The organism is Robertmurraya dakarensis, from assembly GCF_900156875.1.
Lineage (GTDB): Bacteria > Bacillota > Bacilli > Bacillales > Cytobacillaceae > Robertmurraya > Robertmurraya dakarensis.
On the sequence record NZ_LT707409.1, the window covers coordinates 2,468,088 to 2,493,528 of the forward strand.

A 25,441-nucleotide genomic window follows, 5' to 3' on the forward strand; every position below is an offset into this window, starting at 1 on the left:
TCTTTTCCTCAAACTCGTATTCAATTCCTAACTACTTTAACACAAACCATGAAGCTATGTCAAATCGACACTTTGTATCGCAACAAAAATTAGTGTAACAAAAATATGTGCCGTTGACAATAGCTTTTTTTCAAATAGCAAAACCTGCTAATTTTATTATGCTCTTTTTACTTCTTTTCTCAAATCGGCAAGGAAGTCTGCGAAAGGAACCGTTTCAGACTTTTGTTCTCCATACTTACGAACGTTCACCGCATTCTCAGCAACTTCATTATCCCCTACTACAAGCATGTATGGAATTTTTTGCATTTGTGCTTCACGAATTTTATAACCCATTTTCTCATTTCGGCCGTCAAGTTCGACACGGAAGCCCGCAGCTTTTAATTCCTCTTTCACTTTTTGTGCATAATCAAAATGCACATCTGGAGATACCGGAATCACTTGAACTTGTACAGGAGCTAACCATGTTGGGAAGGCACCTTTGTACTCTTCAATTAGGAAGGCTACGAAACGTTCCATTGTTGAGACAACACCGCGGTGAATAACAACCGGACGATGCTGTTTACCGTCTTCACCAACATAGGTTAAATCAAAACGTTCAGGCAATAAGAAATCAAGCTGCACTGTTGATAAAGTTTCATCTTTTCCTAAAGCTGTCTTTACTTGAACATCCAGTTTAGGACCGTAGAACGCAGCTTCTCCTTCTGCCTCATAGTAGTCATGTCCCAGCTCGTCCATTGCTTCTTTCAGCATAGATTGCGCCTTATTCCACATTTCATCATCATCATAATATTTCTCCGTATCTTCTGGGTCACGATAAGATAGACGGAATGAGTAGTCATTTAAATCAAAGTCTTTATATACTTCTAGGATCAAATGAACCACTCGCTTGAATTCTTCTTTAATCTGATCCGGACGAACAAAGATGTGTGCATCATTTAACGTCATGCCGCGAACACGCTGCAGGCCAGATAATGCTCCTGACATTTCGTAGCGATGCATGGTACCTAATTCCGCAATACGAATCGGAAGTTCGCGATAACTGTGAATTCCGTTTTTGTAGATCATCATATGATGCGGGCAGTTCATTGGACGGAGAACCAGTTCTTCATTGTCCATTCCCATAACAGGGAACATATCCTCCTGGTAATGATCCCAGTGGCCAGAAGTTTTATATAACTCAACGTTCGCCATGACTGGTGTATAGACATGATCATAACCAAGACTTACTTCTTTATCGACAATATATCTTTCAACAATACGACGGATCGTTGCGCCTTTTGGAAGCCATAAAGGCAAGCCTTGTCCAACTTTTTGAGAGTTTGTAAAAAGACTCAGCTCTTTTCCAATTTTACGATGATCGCGTTCTTTTGCTTCTTCAAGAAGACGCAGATGTTCTGCAAGGTCTTCTTTCTTAAAGAAAGCCGTACCGTAAATTCGCTGCAGCATCTTATTGTCACTGTTTCCGCGCCAATAAGCTCCGGCAATGCTAAGTAATTTAAATTCTTTAATTTTCCCAGTAGACGGAACATGGACGCCACGGCAAAGATCAAAGAAATCACCTTGTTCATAAATCGTTACCGTCTCGTCTGCAGGAATCGCCTCGATTAGTTCGAGCTTGTATTCGTCACCAATTTCTTTATAAAGCTGGATTGCTTCATCACGGCTTACTTCTTTACGAACAACTTCAATATTTTCATTAATAATTTTCTTCATTTCTTTCTCAATAAGCGGCAGATCTTCTGGTGTAATGGACTGATCTAAATCAATATCGTAGTAGAATCCGCCTTCAATCACTGGTCCTACACCGAGCTTTACATTTTTGAATAATCTTTTGATGGCTTGTGCCATTAAGTGAGCTGTGCTGTGACGCAAAACTTCTAACGCTTCGTCACTTCCTTGTGTCACGATTTCAATAGCACCATCTTCATTAATTGGACGACGCAGATCGTACATGGCACCGTTAAGTTTACCGGCGATTGCCTTTTTCTTTAGTCCGGGACTAATGGAAGCAGCAACTTCCTCAGTTGTCACACCTACAGGAAACTCCTTCACTGCTCCATCTGGAAACGATAATTTCACAACGTCTGACATGATATTTCCTCCCTAGTGTTATATCACAATGTATTTAGCTTAAACATAGGAACATTTTTACATACAAAAAACAAAAAACCCGCCCCTGGGAAAGGGACGAGTTATCATTTATTACAACACGTGGTTCCACCCTAATTCTCACTTTTTCAGACGAAAAAGTGACTTTAGAAATTAATATAACGGTTATACCCGTCAACCATTAATAAAGATGTTATTGTATCCAAACACCTTGTTCCTGATTGAAGTTTAGAGGTGGTAAGTATTCTATTCGTGTTAGGAAGGTTGCAGCCATGCCTTCCCTCTCTGAAAACCGTCATTTAGAATACCCTTGTCCTCATCAAGACTTTTACTATATTTAAGCTATTATGTACGTTATTATAGTCGGTTAAAATTTGAAAAGCAAGGTATTCTACCGTATTTTTTATACTTTAAGATAATAAAACTACTTCCTATGGTGTTCAAAGTTTCTCCCTATTTAATATAGGGAACCTCTCCTTATCACGAATCTCCTTTATTCAAGGCTTGTCAATTGGCGAATTTTCTTTATCACTGTAATAAGAAAAGGAACCTTTTCGTTGGTAAAAGCTTGAGATGGGAAGCTTTACCACTCTTTCTTCAAAAATATTGCAGATCGTGCGGACAAGAGGCTGCTCACAATCATCACTGTATAAAAAAATCGTCGTCGGTGCGATAGATAAGAGCGGTGCAATTGTAACTGAATCAACATAAACTGGATGGTTGGAAATAAGCTTTCGATCAATCATACGTACCAGTTCCATTCTTTTAATCTCATAAAATTGCTCGTCAAAAAATGTGACCCCGTCATCTAGCAGTAAATGGAGATGGTTAATTTTAGCATCCCGGCCCATCAAAAACTCCCTCAGAGTTTGAATAAACATTTGGTATTCCTGTTCCATTTTATACTCATCAATCGATATTTCCACGTACTTTTCCAATTGGTCCATAAACGGTCGCATTCGAAAACGAACAAATGATTCGAAGGAAAAGGAAAGATGATCACGAAACATTTGATCAATAGCGTCTTGAAGTTCGCGATTCATATTCAAGCCATCAATTAAGGAAGCTAGCTCTACCCGGTTTCCTTCTAGTATTGATTGCATAATATCTAGGATTTGCTGTTGTTCTTCTTCATCGTCGTAATGAAACTGTTCTTTAAGAATAAAGCGAAACCAGTCATTGAGCTTTATTTTTATTAAGAACTGAAAAAAGGCTTCTTTAGCAGCTGTTTCAATAACAGATTGACTATTATCAATCTTCACTTTGCCTATATATTGATCTTCGATAAGAAGAATATTATCGCTGTTTAAATGAGATGGACCTAATTGCGTTTGAATATAATACTGAAATTTTTTCGCATCATCTATACTTTGGAAAATGATTTCAAGCAACCATATCCCCCCTTGTAAAAACAATTTTCTGTTTTCATGTATATGGGGAACTTGGCCAAATTAGAAGTATTGTAACAAACTAGTAAAACTATATTTTCTTTCTATAGAAAAAAGGGCATCGAAACTATGTTCGACAGCCCCAAATATCCATTCCCTATCTTCTGCGGTTAGGTCCGTCAACCATAACCGGATCGGTCAAATATTTTATTCTTTCTAAAATCCGTCTAGCCTTCACCTTTTCTTGTTCTCCCCGTTGACTATACGTTAAATGATGTTCGAGCTCTTCATAGTCAAAGTTAGAACTAAAGAAGGTTGGCAGGTTTTCCTGCATTCTAAATTGAAGGATTGGTCCGAGAACCTCATCCCTTGTCCAACTAGACATCGTTTCCGCACCAATGTCATCAATCATTAATACTGGTTGTTTTTTGATCGTTTCAATTTTCTCATTTAAGGATGAATCTGCGATCGAGCTTTTCAGCTCTCTTAACAGCTCAGGGAAGTAAACAATCATGGATGAAACCTTTTTCTTTGCTAGTTCATTTGCGATTGCACCAAGCAAAAACGATTTTCCAACACCAAATTTCCCATAGAAATAAAGACCTTTTTGATTCCCGTCACGCTGATACTTTTCAACAAAGGCAGTCGCCCGGTCAACCGCTTCGAGTCTTCCCTCCATGTCTTTCGTATCAATTTCGGCGAAGGAAGCGTTAATAATATCCTTCGGCACATGCATACTTTTGATCAGCTTTTCACTTTTCTTCTTTTCATCCTCCATCACTTTACGAGGGCAGCGATCATAAACAATATCGATACTCCCTCTTCTAATAACTAATTCAGGATGGTAGCCTTTCATTAAGTTATTGCACTCTGAAAGGGAATGACAACCCGCACAATTCTTACTTTGATTGCCGTAATCATAAAGCGTCATTAAACTTCTATCAACGATTTCTTTGGATAAATCATCACTATGTTCAATCAGAAATGCCCTGACATGAGGGTCGTGCAGAATCTCTTGTTTCATTTTTTCATATCTCGCCTGAAATTTGGAGTTATTCCCAAGCTTTTTTAATGTATCGTTGATTTTTTCCATAATCAGGTTCACCTCCTATTTTTTATACTTTTTCAATCTTTCCTCAAGCTCGCGTTTTTTACCTTCATAATCATTAGATGTATCGGTTTTTGAAGCAGACTTTTGTTCTCCTTCCTTCTCATCAAACCATTTAGGAATCGCCTCAACCCTTGTTGGCTGCTTTTTCCCAGCCTGCTTTGGACTCTTTTTATTATTCGCCCACTCTAAATATTGCCGATGCTCATTTTTGGCCAATTCCATGGCTTCTGATACCGTCTTGACCTTCTTTCTAGCCCAGTGAGAAGCAATCTTATCTACGTAGCCCTTCGTAAGCTTCATATCAGTTTTTAGCAGAACATATTGGATCAGAACATTGACTACACCCGGCATTAAATTTTGCTTAAACATTACATCTTCAATAATTTGAAGATCTGCTTTCGAGGCTTCAGCACCTCCTGATGTATCCATCAATAACTGCCTTGGTGAAGTGGTGTCTAAGTAATGAATCAGCTTTTCTTCTTTTGTCTTTGGTGCTTGTAATTCTGACTGATGCACTGGAGGCTGTATTTTATCGACAAGCAGCGGCAATCCGTCATGATTTTCGATCTGATACCAATCCCTTGCAGCTTTCCTTAAATCCTCGATATTTATCACTTCTTCCGCAACATCCATCGCATCAATAATGAGATTTTTCATTTGGATGGCATCAATTCCATAAAGATATGATAATTTGCTGATAGCTTCTCTCACCTTTGGCGTTATTGCTTTTTTCGGCACTAAAGATTCCGAAAGTCCTGCTAAAAGAAGATCAAAATCGAAGGTGGATGGATCAACGAACACGCCATTCGATTCATTTCTGCTAATAAAGCCAAGATTACCTTGCTCAAAGAAGTCTGTTTCCATTTCATTCGCTTGCTGATGAAGGGCCGATGGAATAGCAGAATCATACACATCCTGAAAGTTTCTAGTCACCTCTGCATAGCCCTCCAGAGAATGAAGCAGGGTATCACTAAAAAAGTTTTTTAATTTTGCATATTGATTTTTTCCTATTTTTCGGTATAAGTATACATTAAGCATTCCATCTAAAAAGAATTGGTCTGGTGTTAACGGCGGGAGAAGTTCGTATATAAACGTACGATTATCTTCCTCTTGCTTAACATATGTTTTTAATAAGCCAATCCCTTCAAGCTTGAGCCTGGCATCATAGATCTCATTTAACTTTAATCCCATAAAGCCCATCAAGCTATGATGGGAGTTAGAATCCGACCATAGCCGGTTCTCTTCTACTTGCGCCCATAACGTCATATATAAACTATAGGATAAGGGGCCAATCAGCGGTTGATAAAGGAGGGTAAGAATCTTCCGATCATAATCGTGCAATAAGCCATTACTGGCCACTAAGTATCGATCTATTGGCAGCATTTCCTTCCAATGAAGGGCCATCTTTGATCAACCTTTCTATTTATCTTCATCAAAAATAGAGAAAAAAGCCAAAGGATTACTTTAGCCTTTTCTCCATGTCCCTATTGTTCTTTCTTAATTAATTCTTTTAACTCTTCGATAAAAACATTGATATCTTTAAACTGTCGGTAAACGGATGCAAAACGTACATACGCTACTTCGTCTATTTTTGCCAAGCGGTCCATGACCATTTCTCCAACCACTTCGCTTTTAATTTCTGAAACGCCTTGGCTTCTTAGCTCTTTTTCAACCTCGGAAGTAATATCCTCCAGCTGTTTTAAGGCAACCGGCCGTTTTTCACAAGCCTTGATTAGTCCGCGCAGGATTTTATCACGACTGAATTCTTCACGGGTTCCTTCTTTCTTTACAACAATTAAAGGAATTTCTTCCACTTTTTCAAACGTGGTAAATCTCGATGCGCATTTCTCGCATTCTCGTCTTCGTCGAATAGACCTCCCATCATCGACAGGACGGGAATCAAGCACACGAGTATTATTGTTTTGGCATGATGGACATTTCATACGATCAGCTCCGAATCCTATTCATGGTTTACACGAACCTCTTTCTTCTATCTTATAAAAAACAAGTTGTTAGTACAAGTAAAGACTGTCAATTTTCATCACGTTACCCGCCTAAGTATGCAATAAAAAAATTCTAGAAATTAAAAAAGAGGTGTATGAATACACCTCGGTCTGATCAGAATTGATATTAATTTGTATTTTTTATAATGCTTTTGCTTGAGCATTTTTCACTTGAACAGGTCCCATTCCACGTGGAAGTTCAATATTTTCACGAGTTTGTGCACCTAATGCCTCTGCAATATAGTCTGCGGCAATGTTAGGATCCATTTCTCCGCATGTGTACACATCGATACTAGCGTAACCATGCTCAGGAAAGCTATGGATAGTTAAATGAGATTCCGAAATAATCACAACACCACTAACACCCTGTGGCGCAAATTTGTGAAAAGCAACTTCGCGAATTTCAGCACCTGATTTTAATGCAGCATCAGCAAAGATCTGCTCAATTTTGTCCATATCATTTAGTGTGTCAAAATCGCAACCCCATAATTCTGAAATAACGTGACGACCCATTGTTTCCATATTTAATTTCCCCCTTTACAAAATTAAGACGGCTCTATGAATTTCTGAGTGTTACTGGAGTATAACTACCACGGGGGAAAGTTAGTCCAGAGAGGTCCTAACCCTTTAAGTAGTTACAGTATCCAAAATTCATGAGTTCACGATGATTAGTATACTTTGTTTATATTTCTTTTGCAATATATCAATCAAAAAATTTTTATTTTTTTACGCCTATTTATTCAAACACTAAAATAGAGTCCACTGTTAAGATGGACTCTATTCTTGACCAGAAAAGAAAGTATTCGTTGGAACTCTAATTATGCTGCCAGCGAAAAATCCGTTAGCAGACTTTAACCTTTTTTGACTGAAGCAAAGCCTCCGCAACATGCTTTGTTAAATCAACCACTCTGCATGAATAGCCCCATTCATTATCATACCATGCTAATACTTTGACTTTATTTGAACCGATCACCATTGTAGAAAGGCCATCAATAACAGCTGAATTAGGATTCGTATTAAAATCCACTGATACAAGCGGTTCATCAGTGATATCTAGAATTCCTTTTAATTCTCCTTGTGCTGCCGACTCAAAAGCCTCATTAATTTCATCAATTGTGACATCTCTTTCTAGGTCAACAACTAAATCTACAAGCGAGACATTCGATGTTGGTACTCGTAATGCCATGCCGTGTAATTTCCCTGCTAATTCTGGAAGCACTAATGATAATGCCTTAGCAGCTCCTGTTGACGTAGGAATGATTGACTGTGCACATGCCCGCGCACGGCGCAGGTCTTTATGCGGGTTATCAATATTTTTTTGGTCATTTGTATATGCATGAACGGTAGTCATTAGTCCATTTTCAATACCAAACTTTTCATTTAGTACTTTGGCTACAGGCGCAAGACAATTTGTTGTACATGATGCATTCGAAATGACATCGTGTTCCTCAATATTCAATACCTCTTCATTTACACCCATCACAATCGTAACATCTTCATTTTTACCTGGTGCAGTTAAGATGACCTTTTTTGCACCAGCCTTTAAATGAAGACTTGCCTTATCACGGGAATTAAATTTCCCAGTTGCTTCAATTACAATATCGATCCCGTATTCACCCCATGGCAGTTCCTCTGGGTTACGGTTGCTTAGCAGTTTAACCTTCTTTCCATTCACGACAAGTGCATTATCTTCCGCATGCACATCACCATCAAATCTTCCATGATTTGTGTCATACTTAATTAAATGTGCTAATGTTTCTGCCGGATAACTTGCATTGACAGCAACAATTTCTAAATTATCATCAAGAATGGCCTTTCTAAATACCATTCTACCAATTCTTCCAAACCCATTAATCGCAATTTTAGCCTTCATTTTACGGCTCCTTCCGTATAATGTTATACTTTATCCATATATTTTATGATTAGTATAACATATTAGTCCTAGTTTGGGATGAATAATTTGCGGAATTTCATTAAATATTTTCTCCAAAAAAAAGAAGCCAACATGGCTCCTCAATTAAATATCCCATTCTTCTAAAATTGCATTCAATTGCTTCCTTGTATCTTCTATGGAACCGTTATTATCAATCACTGCATCACTTAAGCTTACTTTATCTTTTAATGGCATTTGTGATAATATTCGGCTTCTTGCTTCTTCCTCTGTGAAATTATTTCTTTCCATTAAGCGCTTTAATTGAGTTTCCTCATCAACATAGACAAGCAGCGTCTTTTCTACTGTAGACTTTAATTTACTTTCAAATAATAACGGAATATCCATTATTACGATTTTTTCATCATTTTCAATCGCTCGTATTCTTTTCTCATCCATTCTAGCTCTGACCGCTGGATGAACAATGCTATTTAATTTCGTTCGTTTTTCTAAGTCATTGAATATAAGTTCCCCTAATTTTGGCCGATTTATGGATCCATCTTCATGGAGTACCTCTTGACCAAAGTAGTTTACAATCTCGTTGTAGGCAGGTTCTCCAATATCAACAGCCAACCTTGCTTCGACATCTGCATCAATCACTGTTATTCCTTTTTCTTTTAACATATTCGATACGGTACTTTTCCCACTGGCAATGCCACCTGTTAATCCTACAATTATTGTCATAAACTAGTTCCTCTCCTATTTATTTACATTTTCCATATACCAATAAAAATAAGCAAAATTCCTGGAATGAAGGAAAACTTTTGCACAAAGCTGTTCTTAGAAAAGATCGATCCCATCTTCATTCCCCAAAATACAAAAAGGGAACTCATGACAGCAACGGTTAAAGCTAGGGCAATTGGAGAAAATCCAAGCATCGCAGCACCAATCCCCGCCCCAAAAGCATCTAGTGATAGGGCTAAGCCAAGCATAAAGGCTTCAATCCCTGTAATCGTTCCTGACTTATCAAAGTCCGCAGACATTGGTTTTTTCAAGATATTTATCACTATACCGAGAGATTTAATTTCAAAGTTAACAATCGTCTTTTCATGCGGTAATGAATCTTTTGACACCCCCGGTCGAAAAAATTGAAAAAGTATCCATCCGCCTAAAATTACAAGTACGATCCCGCCAATTTTCTCCGTCATTTCTGGAGAAATAAAGGCCTCAATGATTTGTCCAATCCCCATTGCCCCCATTAACGAAAGGGCAGAGCAGCAGGCAATGACCAGGATCGACTTAAAGGGAATTTTCATTTTTCTTAGACCATATGTTAGTCCCACACTAAAACTATCAAGACTTACCGCAAAAGCAAGCAGAAGAAGTGAAATTGAAAAATCCACTGGAGTAATCTCCTTCCCATCAAAAAGCTATGATAGTATATGGATGAAACTACTCCAATGTTAATGATCTTTTACAGACTTTCTTACATATCAACAAATTATTGACATTCAGCCGTTTTTATTCGCATTTCGCTGGCAATTAGGACAAAAAACTGTTCCTCTGCCGCCAACTACAATTTTTTCAAGTTCCTCTGAGCAGATTTTACATTTCTCACCTTTTCGGCCATAGACATACAGTTGCAGCTGAAACATACCAATTTCCCCTTGGGTGTTTACATAAGAACGAATCGTACTGCCTCCTTTGGCTACAGCTTCCTCTAATGTCTTGACAATCTCCTTGTGCAGCTTTGCCAGTTCATCGTCAGTGAGTGAGCTCGCCGTTCTTTCTGGATGGATTCCAGCCCTGAACAAAGCTTCATCAACATAAATGTTGCCCAGACCTACGACAACCTTCTGATCCAATAATGCCGTCTTTACACTTCTAGATGTACTAGCAAGTTTGTTTGAAAGATGCCCGACAGAAAAGTCATCTCCAAACGGCTCAGGTCCCAGCTGCGAAAGGGGCAGCTGATCAAATTCCTTTCCTTTTAAGAACAGATGCATCGTCCCAAATTTTCGGACGTCCCGATATCTCAACTCTGTCCCATCTGTAAAGTGAAAAATAACATGTGTATGCTTGTCCACTTCATCACCGCCTTTAAAGAGCCCATACCTGCCCTCCATGCGCAGATGGGATACAAGTGCAAAATCAGTGGTATAAATGATCAGGAACTTCCCCCTGCGTCCAATTTCTTCAATAACCTGTCCAACTAGTGCATCTTGAAATTGTTCAACATCAGCAGGGTGCTTAATGATTTTCGGCCAAAATACCGATACTTTATTGATCTGTTTTGTTAACACTAATGCCTCTAGGGTTCTTCGAACGGTTTCTACCTCTGGTAATTCAGGCACCAGCTTCCCTCCTTTCCCCAGCAAAACGATTATTTTGCATCGTACCAGGTTGGACCGTAGGAAAAATCAACTTTTAAAGGAACTTTCAATTCTACCGCATGTTCCATTACATCCGGAACCATTTCCTTTAAATGATCCAATTCATCCTTTGGTGCTTCAAAGATTAATTCATCGTGAACCTGGAGCAGAAGTCTTGTTTTTAAGCCATCTTTTTCTAAGCGGTCAGCCATATCAATCATAGCCTTCTTAATGATGTCTGCTGCACTTCCTTGAATAGGTGTATTCATAGCCGTTCTTTCAGCAAAGCTCCTGATATTAAAATTCCTGCTTGTAATTTCAGGCAAGTATCTTCTACGATGGAGAAGAGTGGATACATAGCCTTTTTGTTTCGCATCTTTTACTATATCTTCCATATAATCTTTTACACCTGGATAGCTCTGCAAATATTTATCAATAAATTGTCCTGCCTCTTTACGTGTTATATTCAAGCTTTGAGATAGTCCATAATCACTAATTCCATAAACAATTCCAAAGTTAACAGCTTTCGCATGCCGGCGCATGTTAGAGGTGACTTCCTCCTTACTTACATGGAAGACCTCCATCGCCGTTTTCGTATGGATATCAAGGCCTTCCCTGAACGCATTAATCAGCTTTTCATCTTCAGCAATATGAGCTAAAACCCTGAGCTCAATTTGCGAATAGTCGGCTGCAAAAATAACCCAATCCTCTTCAGATGGAATGAACGCCTGCCGGATTTTCCTTCCTTCCTCCAAACGTATTGGGATATTTTGGAGGTTGGGATCTGTTGAACTTAATCTTCCCGTCTGAGTAAGCGCTTGGTTATATCTAGTATGGACTTTATTATTTTTCGGGTTGATGACTTTAAGCAGCCCCTCAATATAAGTAGATTGAAGCTTTCCTAACTGCCGGTAATGAAGAATTTCTTTTATTATATCGTGTTTATTCTCCAGCTTTTCCAGCACATCTGCTGATGTTGAATAACCTGTTTTGGTCTTTTTTATAGGAGGAAGCTGCAGCTTTTCGAACAAAATCGTTCCAAGCTGCTTAGGTGAATTAATATTAAAAGCCTCTCCTGCTAGTTCATAAATACGTTTTTCAATGGCGAGCAGCTGCTCATTAATATCCTGTCCCATCGTTTTTAACGTATCTAAATCAACCTTAATCCCCCAGGATTCCATATCTGCTAAAATCAAAGATAATGGCAGTTCCAACTCATAAAATAATTCATATTGTTGATTTTCTTTTAGCTTGGTCTCCAAAACATCCTTCAGCTGATAAAGCGCATCTGCCTTTCTTACTAAATGCTCAGCAAGTTCTGGTTCATTCGGTATTTTTCGCTTTGCTCCCTTTCCGTAAAAACCAGCATCTGACTGTACACTTCCACTGCCGTAGGATTTAGAAACAGAAGCTATATCATCAACCGTTTCAGATGGATTAAGCAAATAAGAAGCGATGAGCAAATCAAACTCCACTCCTTGTAAGTGAATGTCATGATGACGGAGTGATACTTCTGTTCTTTTTGCATCATACACCCACTTTTTCTTTGAGTCATCCTCTGCCCATTCTTTAAAAACAGCAGAATTTACCGCCGTATCTGTTGAAATAAAGAAATTCCCTTTTTCATTAACGAATGCAATCCCAATGATCGGAGCATAGTGATAATTATCCTCGATAATTTCCACGTACAGAGCTGATTCATCGGCTAATTGATCAGAAGTTACTTCATTTAAAATTGTCAATTCAATTTCTTCAAATGACTTAGCATCATCCAATGAACCGCTCTCCCCAAGCTTATCTAACAGAGAGTTAAATCCTAGCTCTTTAAAAAGCTGGACCACCTTCTCGCTGTTAGGGCTTTCATAAACAACCTCATCCAGCTTGATTTCTACAGGTGCTTCCCTGGTAATCGTAGCAAGCTCTTTACTCATAACTGCCTGATCTTTGAACTCCTCAAGCTTCTCTTTTAATTTCTTTCCACTTACCTGATCGATTGAATTCAGAAGCTGTTCAACACTTTGAAACTCACTCAAGAGTTTAATAGCCGTTTTCTCACCAACACCAGGAACCCCAGGGATATTATCTGATGGATCGCCCATTAAACCTTTCATATCAATAATCTGTTTTGGAGTTAAACCATACTTTTCTTTGATATGTTCGGGCGTATATTCTTCGATGTCTGTAATTCCTTTTCGGGTGATACCGACAGTTGTATGTTCAGAGCTTAGCTGCGTTAAATCTTTGTCCCCTGAAATAATTTTGACTTCGTAACCCTCTTTTTCTGCCTCTAAAGAAAGCGTGCCAATAATATCATCCGCTTCAAAATTTTCAAGTTCATATCTCTTTATTCCATAAGCGTCTAACAGCTCTCTAATAACGGGAAATTGTTCAGATAGCTCCGGTGGTGTTTTTTGACGTCCACCCTTATATTCACTGAATGTTTTATGACGAAAAGTTGTCTTCCCCGCATCAAACGCAACCATAATATGGGTCGGCTGTTCATCTTCTAATATTTTCAACAGCATCATCGTAAATCCATAGACTGCATTCGTATGTATTCCTTTATCATTATTCAATAATGGCAGCGCAAAAAAAGCTCGATAAGCAATGCTGTTTCCATCAATTAACACAAGTTTTTTAGGCAAAAACAGTTCCCTCCTTCAGCATTTCTAAAAGGTTAAAGCTATGTATTCACACGACGAAAAGACCGTTATTTTCCTTATATATTCTATCATGAGAACATATAAAAAGGAAAATAACGGCATTGTACAATCGTATGCGATCTTTCAAAAAAAGGAAATCGGCTTACTCACCGATTTCTTCAATTCCAACCCTCTCACTTCTAACCTTTAATCCGTATAACCCATTAGCAGACGGGCATATGGAGAGTCAGATGGAAGAACAATAATGGTTTCACCATCAATTGTCTTTTTATAGGATTCAAGTGTTCGATACAAGGAATAGAATTCTGGATCCTTTGAAAAGGACTGATTATAAATTTTTGCTGCTTCTGCTTCCCCTTCGGCCCTGATTTTCTCTGCTTCCGCTTTTGCTTTTGCCAGCATTTCTTTTACATCTCTATCAGTCTCTGCTTCAATTTTATTCTTATCTGCATCCCCTCTGGAAAGATATTCTTGTGCAGTCGATTCACGTTCTGAAATCATCCTAGTATAAACAGATTGCTCATTTTCTTCTGGTAAATCTGTCCGTTTAATACGTACATCTGTCACAACAATTCCATATTTATCTTTTTCAAGCAACTCGTTAACCTTTTCAGTAACGATATCATTTAGAGACCCTCTTGAAGACTTCTCATCATTAATAATTTCATCATAATTAAGTTTTCCTAATTCTGTCCGGACAACAGAATAAATAAACTCTTCCATACGTGTTTCTGCATTGACAACTGTTCTTGCATTGGAAATCATATCCTTTGGATTCTCGATTCTCCATACTGCATAGTTATCGATGAGCATTCGTTTCTTATCTCTTGTATTAATCTCAGCTTCGGAAACATCATAGGTCATTTGGTATTTTGGAAGAGTCGTCACACTTTGAATAAATGGTATTTTATAGGTTAATCCAGGTTCTTCAACAATGCGGACAACCTCACCAAATTGGCGGATCACTTTATATTCTCCTTCTTTTACGACAAAAAGATTGGCAAATATTAAGCCTAGTATCGCTATGATCACGACAATAATAATTCCTAATTTAATAAAAGAACGATTAAAACCATTTCCACCACGTTCATTCATATCAATTACGTTATCATTACTCATTGATTCTTTTCACTTCCTTCCTCTTGTACCTGAGGCTTCGTACTTTCCAGCGGGCGAATCGGGAAGTATTTCATCGTATTTCCCTCATCTTTCATAATATAAATCTCGGCACCTGGCAGGACTTGATCAATTGTTTCTAATATTAGACGCTGTTTCGTAATATTAGGATTATTTTTATATTCCTCATATAACTTATCAAATACCGCAACGTCCCCTCTTGCTGTTTCAATACGGGCCGCTTTATCCCCTTGGGCATTTGCCATAAGTGCTGCTTTTTCACCCTCCGCTTCGTTCATCCTCTTATTCTGATATTTCTTCGCTTCGTTCAGCTTTGTATTCATCGTTTCACGAGCATCAGTAACATTCGTAAAAGCTTGACGTACTTCATCATTAGGCAGTTCTACATCCTGAAGTTTCACTGCAAGAATTGAAATACCAATATCATATTTTTCAATTAGACTAGATAGTAAATCACGAACATCCGCTTCAATTTCCGCTTTACCAGATGTTAAGGCATCATCAATTTTTGAGCTTCCGATAATACTTCTTAACGAGGCTGATGTGGCGTCATAAAGTACTTCTCTTGGGTTATCAACATTATAAAGATATTTAGATGGATCCGTAATCTTCCATTGAACGACCATATCGGCTAAAACGATATTTTCATCACCTGTGATCATCTTTGTTTCATCTGGAAATTCCTTGATTTGTCCATCCTGTTCCTCATAACCAAATTGAAGGCTGAAAGTCTCTTTCGATAGTTTCTCAACACTTTGAATTGGCCATGGTAATTTAAAGTTCAAACCTGGTTCTGTAATTCCCTCTTCAACCTTACCAAAAGTTAAAATAACAGCCTGTTCGGATTCATCGACCGTATACCAAGTTGTAAATGCCACTAGACTTAACACTGCTATTAAAATAATAAGTCCGATAATCATATAAATTCTTTTTATACTAAGCAACTATGTATCCCTCCCTTTTTTATAAACCCTTATTATTTTATACGATTCAAATATGAAAAGGATTCGTTTATCTAAAATATATAGGAACTAAAAAAAGGAAAAAGGTGAAAGCCGGGTCTGCTTTCACCTTTTTCTAAAAGCCCTGGATGAAGGGGTTTTCAAGTATATATTATCAATCATTTATTAATGAAGTATCATGCTTTTGTAAAATTTTTGTGAATTTGTCTTAATATAACTATTACTGTGGCAGGTTTTTATGCAGCTTAATTTCAAAAGTGGTCCCTTTTCCTACTTCACTAGCAACGATGATTTGCCCATTATGTGCTTCTACTAAATGTTTTACAATCGCTAAACCTAAACCTGTACCACCTGAATTCCTGCTTCTCGCCTTATCAATCCGATAAAAACGCTCAAAAATCCTCGGCAATTCTTCTTTTGAAATGCCTATTCCTGTATCCTTTATTGTCGTTATAATATACGAAGAATCTTCATCGATTGAAATCGTGACTTTTCCTTCATTCGGAGTGTAGGTAATAGCATTAGTTATTAGATTAATAAAAACTTGTTTGAGACGATATAAGTCTCCTTCAAGCTCCATATTCTGATTTGTCGTTTCAAATACCAGCTCAATGTTCTTTTCAGCAGCTTTTCCTTTAAGAATGGGCAATACTTCTTGAAGCAGCTGAACCAAATTAATGTCGCCAATTGACAGACTATATCCCTGCTGTTCAATTTTGGATAAATCTAACAAGTCTTGAATTAAGGACTGAAGTCGATCACTTTCTTTTAAAATAATATTCAAAAAAGCCTCTAACGTATTTTTGTCTTCCATCGCTCCATCTAGCAGTGTCTCGGAAAAACCCTTAATTGAAGTAATCGGTGTCTTTAACTCATGGGAAACATTCGCAACAAAGTCTTTTCTCACTTGCTCTAATTTCTTTAGTTCAGTAATATCATGAAAAACAAGCAGAATCCCTTTCCAGACATCATTGATGCCGATAATCGGCGCTCCATAAATTTCAAAATGCCGCCTTTCAATAGAAAGTGAAAGATGCATCTGTTTCTTTACCCTCTGCTCAGTCATAAAGATTTGCTCAATAATATCCGTTACTTCTTTATGCTCTATTACTTCATAATATAATCGATTTAAGTATTCTTCCTGTTTTACATTAAAAACTTCTTTATATGTGCGATTAACTAAATTAATATACCCACGGCTATCAATTAAGATTAGGCCGCTTCCCATATTTTCAATCAATGTACCTAACCGATCCTGCTGCATTTCTTGATTCTTCACCATCGTTTGAAGATTACGAGCCAAGATGTTAATCGATGTACTGAGCATTCCCGTTTCATCAATATGGTCTTCATAAGTTCTAGCACGATAATTTCCTTTCGCCAGCTCCATAGCGACCTTTGTGGCAGATTCAATCGGCTTTGTATAGCGAGCCGTAATCTTAATTCCTAATAATATAATAATCATTAATGCTATACCGAGGCTGATACTTAAAATCCACCAAATTTGTTGATATGCTTTTTGGATTTCAGTTAACTTTGTACTTAAAACCAAGTAGCCTTCAATATTTCCGTCCCTTATGATTTCTCGCCAATAATAATGCAAGTTGTAGCCGCCGCGAACTTCATAGACTTTATCACGATCACTGCTGCTTAGAGTATTATTTTTCTGCTGGACAATATCTTCAATAATTTCTTTATGCCTTAGATAAGCTGTATCATCTAAATCGCCACTATCATATAGAATATTCCCATCTTTATCAGAGACCGTTGCCCGTGATTCCATCGTCTTACTAAATAATTCAAGTTTTTCCTTGTTCAGGTGTTGTAACCCTCCTGAATCTTCTATCAAGATCTTAAATAGGCTTATTTCTTTGTTTAAACGTGAATCGAAGGAATTGATGTAATGACTTTTAAATAACTGGCCTAGGATAAGCGCTAAGCCAATTAAAACGGTAAAAATAAGGGTGATTAATCCAAAAAGAAGCCTAGTTCTGTACTTTGTCATTCTCCTTTGGGCTCCTCCAGCTTGTAGCCTAAACCGCGAATGGTTTTAATAAAGACAGGTTTCTTAGAATTTATCTCGATCTTATCCCGTAGATGACTAATATGGACATCAACAATTCGTGTGTCTCCCGCAAAATCATAATTCCAAACTGCACTTAACAATTGGTCTCTTGTTAAGACCCTTCCTTTATTCTTTGCCAAGTATAGCAGTAATTCAAATTCCTTAGGTGTCAATTCTAATAGAACATCATTAAAATATGCTTCATAACTATTAGGATAGATTTTCAATTTACTAATTTGAAGTGAATCTTCCTCCTCAGCAGGATCTTGTACAGGATCTGCGGGCTTCTGCTGTGTTCTTCTTAGGATTGCTTTTACTCTCGCAATCACTTCTCTTGGACTAAATGGCTTAGTCATATAATCATCGGCGCCAAGTTCTAGCCCAAGAATTTTATCAAGCTCTTCATCTTTTGCCGTGAGCATTAGGATCGGCGTTTCTACTTTTTGTTGACGCAGCTGTTTGCACACTTCTATACCGTCTAGCTTCGGCAGCATTAAATCTAAAATGATAAAGTCAGGATTTTCTGTCAGTGCTAAATCCCTTCCTTCCTCCCCATCCATAGCAGTTATGACCTCAAAACCAGCCTGGGATAAATTATATTGCAATAAAGTGACGATTGATTGTTCATCATCAACGACAAGAACTTTTTTCTCCATAAGAGCCTCCGTATCTTATATTTCCTCTTTTCCAATTACTTTCATTATAATATAAATTTTTAACAATTTAATGAATTTACAATTTCTTAACATAAGGAAAAAGATCGACCGATTTAAGAGGCCTAATAAAGAAGAGAGATGCTCATTTTCGCATCTCCCTTTTAAAAGTTTTCTAATTCTTTCCCATCAATTTCCTTAAGCTTTTGCGGAGGACAGACAGATATTAATGCTTGAACGGTTGTGTCTTCATTTTCATTGACTGCACGTACACTGATTTGGATCATGTTATTCCCCATATTCACATCTATCACCTCAAAAAGGAATTGAATCGTGTCATAATGGTAAACAGGGTTAATAAAATCAATATCCTGCTTAACTATGTAACTACCTGGACCTGGAAGATATTTAGAAATAGCCGAAGTAATGATACCTGTTAACATGATCGGGGGCACTATCGGCTTCTCATAGGTTGTTTGAGAAGCATAATCATGCTGAACATAAAGAGGATTAGCATCATTGGTTAGACCTAAATAAAGCAGCAAATCTTTATCTTCCATCTTTTCAGTTAGAGTCAATTTTTCCCCTTTATTTATTTCTTCAATTCTTCTTCCTAACTTTCGTTTCTTTCCAAGCAGCATTTGCTAAATGCACCTCCGTGTTATTATCTGAATACTCAGAACACTTACTGTTTTTCTTATCATATCACGCTGAGTGATCAAAGTGAAAGATTTTACTTAAATCTTATAAAATTCTATACATTATAAAAAAATCCGAGGAGCTCCCCGGATCTTTTTTTATTATGCTAAAACCGACATTACATTACGAACAGCTTCTGCAGATTTATCTAATGCTGCTTTCTCTTCTGCAGTTAAATCAAGTTGTATTACTTTTTCGATTCCGTTTGCTCCAAGGATGGTTGGAACGCCTAAGTAAATTCCCTTATATCCATACTCACCTTCTAAATATGCAATAGAGGGAAGAATACGACGCTGGTCTTTAAGAATCGCTTCACACATCTCAACAAGTGAAGCAGCTGGTGCGTAGTAAGCACTGCCATTTCCCAAGAGGTTAACGATTTCTCCCCCGCCTTTACGTGTGCGTTCCACTATTGCTTCCAAGCGATCTTTAGCTATTAGAGTTTCTAATGGAATACCTCCAGCGTATGAGTATCGGACTAATGGCACCATATCATCTCCATGCCCACCAAGAACGAAGCCAGTAATATCCTTAACAGAAATATTTAGCTCCTGCGCAACAAATGTACGGAAGCGAGCAGTATCAAGAACCCCCGATTGACCGATAACCCGATTTTTTGGGAAGCCGGACTCTTTGAAAACCGTATAAGTCATCGCATCAACTGGATTTGTTAATACAACAATCGTACAGTTTGGAGAGTACTTTACAATTTCGGACGTAACAGCTTTCATTACTTTTTGGTTAGTTTGGACAAGATCATCACGGCTCATACCTGGTTTACGAGCAATACCAGCTGTGATTACAACGATATCAGAATCCTTTGTATCTTCGTAGTTAGCAGTTCCTGTAATATTTGCATCAAATCCTTGAACCGGGCTAGCTTCGAGCATATCTAAAGCTTTACCTTTTGTTGGGTTTTCCATTTGTGGAATATCAACTAAGACGACATCCCCTAGTTCTTTTTGTGCCAATAAAAAAGCAGTAGTTGCTCCTGTAAAACCACTACCGATAACAGAAATTTTCTTACGTTGTAATGACATAGGAATTACCTCCTTGGTTATATAAGAATACAATTGCAATCGCTTACTTAAAGCAGCTAATGAAAGGGTGTCCTATTAAAAGGACATCCCATTTAAATTATTCTTATTAGTCCATGTTCTTGATTAGTTCAGTACCAAACTCAGAACATTTAACTTCAGTAGCGCCTTCCATTAGACGAGCGAAGTCGTATGTTACAACTTTAGAAGCAATTGTTTTTTCTACAGATTTTGTAACAAGATCTGCTGCTTCATTCCAGCCTAAGTGTTCTAACAATAACACACCTGAAAGAAGAACAGAAGATGGGTTTACTTTATCTAAACCAGCATATTTAGGTGCAGTACCATGTGTTGCTTCGAAAATTGCATGGCCTGTTTCATAGTTGATGTTTGCTCCTGGAGCAATTCCGATTCCGCCAACTTGTGCAGCAAGTGCATCAGAAATGTAATCTCCATTTAAGTTCATTGTAGCAACAACATCAAACTCACGAGGGCGAGTTAAGATTTGTTGTAAGAAGATATCAGCAATCGCATCTTTTACGATGATTTTGCCAGCTGCTTCTGCATCAGCTTGTGCTTTATTTGCTGCATCTGTACCTTGTTCATCTTTAATTTTGTCATATTGAGCCCAAGTGAATACTTTATCACCATATTCTCTTTCAGCTAATTCATAACCCCAGTTCTTAAATGCACCTTCTGTAAACTTCATGATGTTCCCTTTATGTACAAGGGTAACAGACTTGCGGCCTTCTTTAATTGCATAGTCAATTGCAGCACGTACTAAGCGGGTAGTTCCTTCTTCAGAAACAGGCTTAATACCAAGACCAGAAGTTTCAGGGAAGCGGATTTTATTAACACCTAGTTCATTTTGTAGGAAAGAAATTAATTTCTTTACTTCATCTGAACCCTTTGCATACTCAATACCAGCATAAATATCTTCAGTGTTTTCACGGAAGATCACCATGTCAGTATCTTGTGGACGTTTGATTGGAGAAGGCACCCCTTCAAACCAGCGTACTGGACGTAAGCAAACAAATAGGTCTAACTCTTGACGAAGCGCTACGTTTAAAGAACGAATACCGCCTCCGATAGGAGTAGTTAGCGGTCCTTTGATTGCAATTAAGTATTCTCTAATTACATCTAAAGTTTCTGCAGGAAGCCATTCGCCAGTTTGATTGTATGCTTTTTCACCAGCTAAAACTTCTTTCCACTCTATCTTGCGTTCACCTTTGTAAGCCTTGTCTACAGCAGCATCTAGAACTCTTGATGCAGCAGCCCAGATATCTGGCCCGATTCCATCACCTTCGATAAATGGTACGATTGGATTGTTTGGGACGTTTAATACACCATTTGTTACTGTAATTTTTTCACCTGTCATAATCTTTCTCCCTCCAAATTCGAATAGCTAAAGTATGTACTGCTATACATATTCAGAATAGAAGGTTAGAGTATTATGTTTCTCTAACCTTTTATCCCATTACTATTACAGCAATTTTTTACTAAAAAGTAAAATGCTGATTTCTATATTTTTATAACAGTAAAAATTGAAAAGCAATTTTTACTTGTCATTAACAATATTAATCTCTTTGCTCAACTGGAACGTATTTTTGCATACCAGGTCCAGTGTATTCAGCACGAGGACGAATTAAGCGGTTATTTTCATACTGTTCTAGAATATGAGCTAACCAGCCAGAAACACGGCTTACCGCGAAAATTGGCGTAAAGATATCATGGTCAATTCCTAAGCTATCATATACAGAAGCTGAATAGAAATCAACATTTGGCGGCAATTTCTTTTCACCCGTTACGATCGCTTCAATTTTAGTAGACATTTCATAGTATTCAGGCTTGCCAGTAAGTTTAGTTAACTTTTCTGACATTACTTTTAAGTGCTTCGCACGTGGATCTCCCAGGCGATATACACGGTGTCCGAATCCCATGATTTTTTCTTTTTGTTCTAACTTTTCGCGAATATATGGTTCTACATTATCTACTGAACCAATCTCAGTAAGCATCTTCATAACCGCTTCGTTTGCTCCGCCATGCAATGGGCCTTTTAATGCACCAATTGCTGAAGTGATTCCGGAGTATACATCAGATAGAGTTGCCACACATACGCGAGCAGTGAAGGTAGAAGCGTTCAATTCATGGTCAGCATGAAGAACTAATGCTTTATTAAATGCCTCTACAGCAATAGCTTCAGGTTCTTCTCCTGTTAGCATGTATAGGAAATTAGCAGCCATGCTTAAATCCTTTCTAGGTGCTACAGGTTCTAATCCTTTTCTTACACGTGAAAACGCCGTTACGATAGCAGGCATTTTCGCTTGTAGACGGATAGCTTTGCGATAATTCGCATCCGCATCCATTAGGTCTGCCTCTTCATCATACAACCCAAGAAGTGAAACAGCTGAGCGAAGAGCTGCCATTGGGTGAACTTTATTGATTGGATACATTTTAAAATGCTCGATAATTTCTTTAGGTAACTCAGAGTTATCTGCTAATTGCTGTGTTAATTCCGCTAATTCTGCAGCATTAGGCAGCTTGCCATGCCATAGTAGATAAATTACTTCTTCGAATGTAGCATTATCAGCTAAATCATCAATATTATAACCTACATACGTTAAAGTATCATCAATAATTGAGCTAATAGAGGAAGTTGTAGCTACTACCCCTTCAAGTCCACGTGTTACTGTCATACTAAATCTCTCCTTTGCCAATTAAATTTCCCCATACCCATTTTGTCTGCATATGTGTTAATTACGTTAAAACTATCAGAATACTGATTGCCTTAATCTATCTATGCGGTCTTGCTAGACCTTAAAGTCAGCATACAATGCCGAACCACAGACCTCTTGACGAAAATCGAGCGCTTGCTCAATTCTATTCATAAAAAAAGGAAATCTTCAAAAAATGGATAATAATATATTTATAGAAAATACTATCCTCAGACAAGTGTAAAAGGATGCGCTTACAAGTCCTATTATAAACAATTATCTGATTTTTGTGAACAAAAAGAAGCAAAAATGTAAAAAAATATTATTTTATTAGAATAAATAAATCTATTTTTTCTCACAAGTAAATAATATCATTTTTTAGTGCAAAAAATCAAATTTATCTGCCTAAAAAGATTAAATCTACTTGAAGAAAGCAAACATTTTCATTGCTAAATAAGCAATTCCCGCTCCTATTAAAGGTCCAACCGCTACCCCCTTAAATAGTGATACAGCCAAAATTGTCCCAAGTACGAGGGCTGTTGTAATATGGGGATCTTCAGCTAACAGTGTGACTCCTCCTTTTGCTAGCAGGGCCACAGCCATTCCTGATATTAAAGCAATCCAAGCATATGGAGATTTAAATGCACCTGATAGGTCTCTAAAACCTATTTCACCGCTAGCAATCGGAGCGAGCACAGCAATCGTAATGACCGTCACTCCCCAGTTAATTCCTTTTGATTGCAGGAAAGAAAAGGCTTTAGTGTCTAATCCTACTATTTTTAGAAAAAGAAGGAATGCTACCGCGATGATAAGGGAATTGTTTTTAGCAATAAAGCCTATTACAAGTAATAGTAATAAGAATACAAAAGCTTGAGACAACAATAAACTACACCCCTTCTCTTTTGTTATTCTAACATAACGATTAAATTTTTACTCATAAAAGCCTATCGTTTGATTTCAAACTTATTAATAAAATAGAATTAAGTTATACGAATCTTTTGCTATTTTTTAAACGTATACATACTACATTAATACTGAAACTCAACAGCCAGACTAAAGTCATAAGATGATTAGATCTTAAGGAGGCATTGTCTTGAATCCTATTTATCTGCACAGGACGCTAAGGTTATTTATTGTCATAGCTGTTACTGTTATCGGCCTGCTCTCGGTTTTTTTCCTGTCAAAGGTTACTTATCCCTTTATTATCGGTTTTGTCATTGCCTTTCTAATGAACCCCCTTGTAAACTATCTAGAACAAAATGCAAAGCTGCCCAGATCTCTGGCTGTCATCATCGGATTGGTTCTTATTTTCTCCTTATTAGCAGGATTCATTACACTTTTAGTAGTTGAAATCGTGTCTGGTGCTGATTACTTTGCAGAAGTTGTCCCTGAACATGTTGAAAAGTTTGTTGATTATATTGAGCAATTCATTGCCGCTCAAATTATTCCTCTTTACAATCAATTAGCAAGTATGTTCAATAATCTTGAAGCAGGACAGCAAAATACCATTATGGAGAATATCCAAAACATTGGCGGGACATTTGGTACGACTGTTGGAAACTTTATTCAAAACTTTTTTGAAAAGCTACCTTCCATTTTTTCGTGGATTCCAAACGCAGCAACAGTCTCCATTTTTTCTGTACTAGCTACCTTTTTTATCAGCAAGGATTGGTATCGTCTAACTAGAATCGCGGAAAAAATCCTCCCTAATCGGGCAAAATCAAGCGGGAAAACGCTTTTTACTGATTTAAAGAAAGCACTATTTGGATTCATAAAAGCCCAGTTAACGCTTATCTCTATGACAACGGTGATTATCTTGGTTGGATTGTTAATTCTGCGTGTAGATTATGCGATTACCATTGCTCTAATTACGGGACTTGTTGACATCATCCCTTATCTTGGGACAGGTTTGATCTTTGTACCCTGGATCATTTACGAAGCAATTGCTGGTGATCTAAGCCTCGCGATTGGACTCGGGGTACTGTATATTATCGTTTTAGCACAGCGTCAATTTATGGAACCAAAGGTTCTTTCATCGAACATTGGTATCGATCCGCTTGCAACCTTAATTTCCCTGTTTGTTGGTTACAAGCTCATTGGATTTTTAGGTCTTATCGTAGGTCCAGTCACATTAGTTATCATCATGACTCTTCATAGAGCCAATGTATTTAAGGATTTATGGGCCTTTATAAAAGGTTCTGAAAAATAAAATGTCAGCACCTCTCGAGGTGCTGACATTTTTTATCTTATAATTGTTACATTTCCTTTATCTATCCAATTTTTGAAGATCTTTAAGACGAGGATCTTTAAAGATGCCCTTGTGGCAGGGATTAATAGTAAGAAACCCGCGGCATCTGTAATATAGCCTGGTGATAAGAGCAGGATGCCCCCTATCAAAATACAAATTCCATCAAGGAGAGCTTCACCCGGAACCCGGCCATACTGGATATCCATCTGAAACTTCCGTACCACTTCTAGTCCTTGTTTTTTAGCCAAGTAGCCGCCTATAACCCCCGTTAAAATAATGATTGCCATAGTTGGCAGCACACCGATGGTCTTTCCAGATAACAGAAGCACTGCTATTTCTGCAGCCGGAACAATAATTAACAATAATATTAAATATCTCAACCGTTCGACCCCTTTTTGAATGTCTTATAG

The 25,441-nt window shown here is 37.7% G+C and carries 22 protein-coding genes and 2 other annotated features (1 of these 24 running past the window's edge); of the genes, 1 reads left to right on the forward strand and 21 read right to left on the reverse strand.

The window, feature by feature from the left end; genetic code table 11:
* Nucleotides 1-10: a sequence feature (ribosomal protein L20 leader region), on the reverse strand; it reaches 116 nt to the left of the window's first position.
* A 146-nt stretch (nt 11-156) separates the two neighbouring features.
* From thrS to CZ487_RS20920, 20 genes are all read right to left on the reverse strand, one after another.
* Entirely contained in the window at nt 157-2,091 is a 1,935-nt protein-coding gene (thrS, locus tag CZ487_RS20825; RefSeq protein ID WP_077214199.1) for a threonine--tRNA ligase, read from the reverse strand.
* Between the two features lie 89 nt (nt 2,092-2,180).
* Nucleotides 2,181-2,441 (reverse strand) — a binding site (T-box leader).
* Between the two features lie 165 nt (nt 2,442-2,606).
* Complete coding sequence (locus CZ487_RS20830) at nt 2,607-3,500, reverse strand: putative sporulation protein YtxC (RefSeq protein ID WP_077214200.1); 894 nt, start codon at nt 3,498-3,500, stop codon at nt 2,607-2,609.
* 154 nt (nt 3,501-3,654) lie between these two features.
* Nucleotides 3,655-4,590, reverse strand: coding sequence for a primosomal protein DnaI (gene dnaI / locus CZ487_RS20835; protein WP_077214201.1), 936 nt, complete (start codon nt 4,588-4,590; stop codon nt 3,655-3,657).
* Between the two features lie 15 nt (nt 4,591-4,605).
* Nucleotides 4,606-6,012, reverse strand: a complete 1,407-nt coding sequence (locus CZ487_RS20840) for a replication initiation and membrane attachment family protein (protein ID WP_077214202.1) — start codon at nt 6,010-6,012, stop codon at nt 4,606-4,608.
* Nucleotides 6,013-6,092: 80 nt separating this feature from the next.
* Nucleotides 6,093-6,551: a transcriptional regulator NrdR gene (nrdR, locus tag CZ487_RS20845; protein WP_077214203.1), complete on the reverse strand. Its 459-nt coding sequence runs from the start codon at nt 6,549-6,551 to the stop codon at nt 6,093-6,095.
* A gap of 201 nt (nt 6,552-6,752) precedes the next feature.
* Nucleotides 6,753-7,133, reverse strand: coding sequence for an adenosylmethionine decarboxylase (speD, locus tag CZ487_RS20850; protein ID WP_077214204.1), 381 nt, complete (start codon nt 7,131-7,133; stop codon nt 6,753-6,755).
* Between the two features lie 319 nt (nt 7,134-7,452).
* Complete coding sequence (locus tag CZ487_RS20855; protein WP_077214205.1) at nt 7,453-8,484, reverse strand: glyceraldehyde-3-phosphate dehydrogenase; 1,032 nt, start codon at nt 8,482-8,484, stop codon at nt 7,453-7,455.
* Between the two features lie 144 nt (nt 8,485-8,628).
* The gene (gene coaE / locus CZ487_RS20860) at nt 8,629-9,225 is read right to left on the reverse strand and encodes a dephospho-CoA kinase (protein WP_077214206.1); all 597 of its coding nucleotides are present in this window, start codon (nt 9,223-9,225) and stop codon (nt 8,629-8,631) included.
* A 23-nt stretch (nt 9,226-9,248) separates the two neighbouring features.
* Nucleotides 9,249-9,884: a sporulation membrane protein YtaF gene (ytaF, locus tag CZ487_RS20865; protein WP_077214207.1), complete on the reverse strand. Its 636-nt coding sequence runs from the start codon at nt 9,882-9,884 to the stop codon at nt 9,249-9,251.
* A 108-nt stretch (nt 9,885-9,992) separates the two neighbouring features.
* Nucleotides 9,993-10,835: a DNA-formamidopyrimidine glycosylase gene (gene mutM, locus CZ487_RS20870; RefSeq protein WP_077214208.1), complete on the reverse strand. Its 843-nt coding sequence runs from the start codon at nt 10,833-10,835 to the stop codon at nt 9,993-9,995.
* A gap of 29 nt (nt 10,836-10,864) precedes the next feature.
* The gene (polA, locus tag CZ487_RS20875; protein WP_077214209.1) at nt 10,865-13,498 is read right to left on the reverse strand and encodes a DNA polymerase I; all 2,634 of its coding nucleotides are present in this window, start codon (nt 13,496-13,498) and stop codon (nt 10,865-10,867) included.
* Nucleotides 13,499-13,702: 204 nt separating this feature from the next.
* A complete protein-coding gene (hflC, locus tag CZ487_RS20880) occupies nt 13,703-14,635 on the reverse strand; it encodes a protease modulator HflC (protein ID WP_077214210.1) in 933 nt (310 codons plus the stop codon).
* Complete coding sequence (hflK, locus tag CZ487_RS20885) at nt 14,632-15,597, reverse strand: FtsH protease activity modulator HflK (protein WP_077214211.1); 966 nt, start codon at nt 15,595-15,597, stop codon at nt 14,632-14,634. Before hflK ends, hflC begins: the two co-directional genes overlap by 4 nt.
* Nucleotides 15,598-15,835: 238 nt before the next feature.
* Nucleotides 15,836-17,620, reverse strand: coding sequence for a two-component system histidine kinase PnpS (gene pnpS, locus CZ487_RS20890; protein ID WP_077214212.1), 1,785 nt, complete (start codon nt 17,618-17,620; stop codon nt 15,836-15,838).
* On the reverse strand, nt 17,617-18,336 hold the full coding sequence (locus tag CZ487_RS20895; RefSeq protein WP_077214213.1) for a response regulator transcription factor: 720 nt from the start codon (nt 18,334-18,336) through the stop codon (nt 17,617-17,619). The genes pnpS and CZ487_RS20895 overlap by 4 nt, the downstream gene beginning before the upstream one ends.
* Before the next feature lie 161 nt (nt 18,337-18,497).
* Nucleotides 18,498-18,974 (reverse strand): MaoC/PaaZ C-terminal domain-containing protein, encoded by a 477-nt coding sequence (locus CZ487_RS20900; RefSeq protein WP_077214214.1) that lies wholly within the window; start codon nt 18,972-18,974, stop codon nt 18,498-18,500.
* A 159-nt stretch (nt 18,975-19,133) separates the two neighbouring features.
* A complete protein-coding gene (gene mdh, locus CZ487_RS20905) occupies nt 19,134-20,072 on the reverse strand; it encodes a malate dehydrogenase (protein WP_077214215.1) in 939 nt (312 codons plus the stop codon).
* 106 nt (nt 20,073-20,178) lie between these two features.
* Nucleotides 20,179-21,450: an NADP-dependent isocitrate dehydrogenase gene (gene icd, locus CZ487_RS20910; protein WP_202617895.1), complete on the reverse strand. Its 1,272-nt coding sequence runs from the start codon at nt 21,448-21,450 to the stop codon at nt 20,179-20,181.
* Nucleotides 21,451-21,646: 196 nt separating this feature from the next.
* The gene (gene citZ / locus CZ487_RS20915) at nt 21,647-22,765 is read right to left on the reverse strand and encodes a citrate synthase (RefSeq protein ID WP_077214217.1); all 1,119 of its coding nucleotides are present in this window, start codon (nt 22,763-22,765) and stop codon (nt 21,647-21,649) included.
* Nucleotides 22,766-23,203: 438 nt separating this feature from the next.
* Nucleotides 23,204-23,665, reverse strand: a complete 462-nt coding sequence (locus tag CZ487_RS20920; protein WP_077214218.1) for a DUF441 domain-containing protein — start codon at nt 23,663-23,665, stop codon at nt 23,204-23,206.
* A 211-nt stretch (nt 23,666-23,876) separates the two neighbouring features.
* Here CZ487_RS20920 and ytvI point away from each other — a divergent pair, with 211 nt between their 5' ends.
* Nucleotides 23,877-24,992 (forward strand): sporulation integral membrane protein YtvI, encoded by a 1,116-nt coding sequence (gene ytvI / locus CZ487_RS20925; protein ID WP_077214219.1) that lies wholly within the window; start codon nt 23,877-23,879, stop codon nt 24,990-24,992.
* A 32-nt stretch (nt 24,993-25,024) separates the two neighbouring features.
* Here ytvI and CZ487_RS20930 read toward each other — a convergent pair whose 3' ends face one another.
* The gene (locus tag CZ487_RS20930; RefSeq protein WP_077214220.1) at nt 25,025-25,411 is read right to left on the reverse strand and encodes an FxsA family protein; all 387 of its coding nucleotides are present in this window, start codon (nt 25,409-25,411) and stop codon (nt 25,025-25,027) included.
* Nucleotides 25,412-25,441: the final 30 nt, after the last annotated feature.